This window comes from Roseiarcus sp., from assembly GCF_052145395.1.
GTDB lineage: Bacteria > Pseudomonadota > Alphaproteobacteria > Rhizobiales > Beijerinckiaceae > Roseiarcus.
In genome coordinates this window covers 1-2,623 of the sequence record NZ_JBKQOT010000432.1, presented here as the reverse complement: position 1 = coordinate 2,623, position 2,623 = coordinate 1, and the positions used below count along the sequence as shown (strand labels likewise).

The 2,623-nt window shown below is 62.9% G+C and carries 3 protein-coding genes; 1 reads left to right on the top strand and 2 read right to left on the bottom strand.

The annotated features are described in order from the left end of the window. Positions 1 to 462: 462 nt before the first annotated feature. Positions 463 to 612 (bottom strand): hypothetical protein, encoded by a 150-nt coding sequence (locus ACLP25_RS14730; RefSeq protein WP_442469934.1) that lies wholly within the window; start codon positions 610 to 612, stop codon positions 463 to 465. A 37-nt stretch (positions 613 to 649) separates the two neighbouring features. Between ACLP25_RS14730 and ACLP25_RS14725 the strand changes: the two genes are divergently transcribed. Beyond that, entirely contained in the window at positions 650 to 871 is a 222-nt protein-coding gene (locus ACLP25_RS14725; protein ID WP_442469933.1) for a hypothetical protein, read from the top strand. Between the two features lie 921 nt (positions 872 to 1,792). Here ACLP25_RS14725 and ACLP25_RS14720 read toward each other — a convergent pair. Continuing rightward, positions 1,793 to 2,623, bottom strand: an 831-nt coding sequence (locus tag ACLP25_RS14720) for a PEP-CTERM sorting domain-containing protein (RefSeq protein ID WP_442469932.1), incomplete at its 5' end; no start/stop codon positions are given.

The following is a 2,623-nucleotide window of genomic DNA, read 5'->3' as shown; positions in this document are numbered from 1 at the left end:
ATTTGCGGCCCTCAACCACATGCTCATCAGCGGAGTCTTTTTCAACCAGGGATTCGCCATTGACTTGCTCCCTTCGATGGCCGCCTCGTGGCACTCAATGTCGCGCAGGACGTTCCAAGAATATTGCAGCGCATCATGAACCGCCAGCGCTGCCGTTCGTTCCGCGGGGAAGCGGCGCCTAGCTCAGTTGCGCAGGCGATTGTTGCCGGTTTACCACGTCGCCCGGCAAAGCGCGGTCGCCCATGATCGCGCCACGTGAAAGCCTATGTTGCACTGCACAAAGGAAGCTGGTGCATGACTGACTGCCAGCCGGGATGACTCGATCACGCGGCTTCGTGAAAACGCGATCCGCGCGATGCTTTCGCGTCCAAGGCAGCACAACAAGAGCTGGCTTCAAAGGCCCCAATCCTTGCGGTTGATACGGACCCGGGCGGTCGCCGTCTGCCGTCACTTCCGGGCTTTTTAACCCCCATGCCCAGAAATGCGCAGGCTCAGTCGCTTCGAGTAGTCGCTGTCGGCCTCCCCTTGCTCGGCCAGAAACTCGGCGGCAATCTGCTCGAGATCGTCGGCATCCGCCTCGGCGGCGGGCTGGCTGACATGATGGCTCCTCATCGAAGGACAGCTTCTAAGGTCGCCTATAAGGGGCGCTATGCGCAACGGTTCTCTCGCCCTCGGCGACTATCCCGGCGACGTCGTCCACATCTCCTGCAAGCGGTGCGGACGCTCCGGCAGCTATCGGCTCGATGGTCTGATCGCGCGGTTCGGCGCCGACGACGCCCTGCCTGATGTTCCGCTCGAGCTGGCCTCCTGCGAGCGGCGGGCGGATTTCTCCCGTCCATGCGGGGCACGGTTCACCGACTTGGCGCGCTGACGGCGGCGCAGGGTCGCCAGTCTGTGTTTCGGCGTGGTGGACGCCGATCCAGGGTCACTTTTCGCCACGAATACACGGCCGAAAAGCGCGCGGCGCTCGATGCTTGGAGCGGCGAGGGCCTAAGATTGAAAAACGATTCGTCGGCGTTTACATAGCCTTAGGAAGATTTGTACAAGCTCCGCGGAGCAAAAAAGACCGGAGGCGGAGATAACACATGTCGGACTTAGCAGAATTGACCCAGGCCGTTGACGCAACGGTGCCCCTCCGACAGGACTCAATCCTTAACCTTAGGCGAGACAATACATGCGCCGTATCGACCACAAGCCTTTTCTACCCGGTATACGCCTCGCCCGACGACGTTGACTTCCAACGGGAAGAGCCGTTCGAGGCTCAGTTCCTTCCGCGCTGAAGACAGGAATTCAGAGGACAGCAGGAAGCCCTCTCCACGCGTCGGCGGACTTTGTTTGGCGCGCCCGGCATGGCCGCATTCTTGCGGGTGAAAGTCCCGCCGTAAGCTGGTCATGGCGAACGAAGCGGAGGGCAACTGCTTGAGGGCGACCGGGAGTGGGGAGGAAGCGCGGACCTGCGGGCCGATGAACACGTACCCGGATAGAAGGCGCCGCCTATCAGGGCCTGAAATGGAAACGGTTTTTGGGACCAGGGGCCAAGTTGGAGAACCTGCCGACCAGCGCGCCGTCGCGGCGCTCAGAATGCCGAGTAGCTTGGGATGTCGCCATTCCCACCCCTCACAGACCCGGACGTGCAGGTTTCCCGCACCCGGTTCTTCACCGGTGGACGATCCGCGCTGGAGGAAGCGTATGGCGCTTGAGGATCGCGTTGAGGCGCGTCCAGTGGAACTCGCACCTTCAGCCCAGCGTCAATCGGCCGTCTCGTTTTCTTCGTCATCGTTCGATCAGTCTATCAAACGGAGCGGCCGAGGGGCGCAAGGGCGCCGAAGAAGACGATTTTGGCCGTCGCTGCGGGCTCGATTGGACGACGTCGTCTGAGCCCGAGTCCGCCGAGGCCGAGGAAGCCGGCCATCATGAGCGCCCAGGTGGCGGGTTCGGGGACGGCGGTTGACGCCAGGGCTCCGGTCAGGGAATCGAACCCCGTGATCTTCAGGCCGGCGTTGTCGGCGAAGCCGATGTCCTGCAGGACGGTTGCGCAATTGAGTTCCGTGCAGAACTGACCGCCGTCGCTCAGTCCGAAGAAGGTATTGAGGTTGAGAAGACCGTCGGCGACAAACGCATTCGCGTTGGCGCCGTTGGCGAAGTCATAGACGAAGGTCGCGCCGGAGATGCCGACCGAAAAGCTCGGGTCGAAGACCAGGGTCGACTCCAGGAAGCCGCCGTGGCCGTTCGGGTCGATGTCGAATACGATCTCGCCGCCCGTTTGCGAATAGCCGCCCTCGACCTTGAGCGAACCGCCCGGTTCGGCGCCGGCCTGCAAGGAGCCGCCGGTCATGGTGACGTTGCCCGCCATGGAGCCGCTGCCCCTGAAATCGCCGCCGTCGATGACAATGTTCGGCGGGTCGAGCACGCCGCCGTTCAACAGCGTTGTCGTGCCGCCCGCCTCTTCCGTGAATGTGCCGCCCGCGCTGGCCACATTCATCGTCACCCCGTTGATCGTGAGGTTGCCGCTGTTGGTCACGGAGCCGTCCACAGATACGTCGCCGGCGTCCGTCAGCCGAGCCGACGCCTGGATGTCGAGCGTTTGCGACGTGAGCGAGCCCGTCACCGACAGCGTCCCGGT

Coding starts and splice junctions, on each gene's coding strand:
- ACLP25_RS14730 (WP_442469934.1), bottom strand. CDS start 612: ATGAGGAGCCATCATGTCAGCCAGCCCGCCGCCGAGGCGGATGCCGAC.
- ACLP25_RS14725 (WP_442469933.1), top strand. CDS start 650: ATGCGCAACGGTTCTCTCGCCCTCGGCGACTATCCCGGCGACGTCGTC.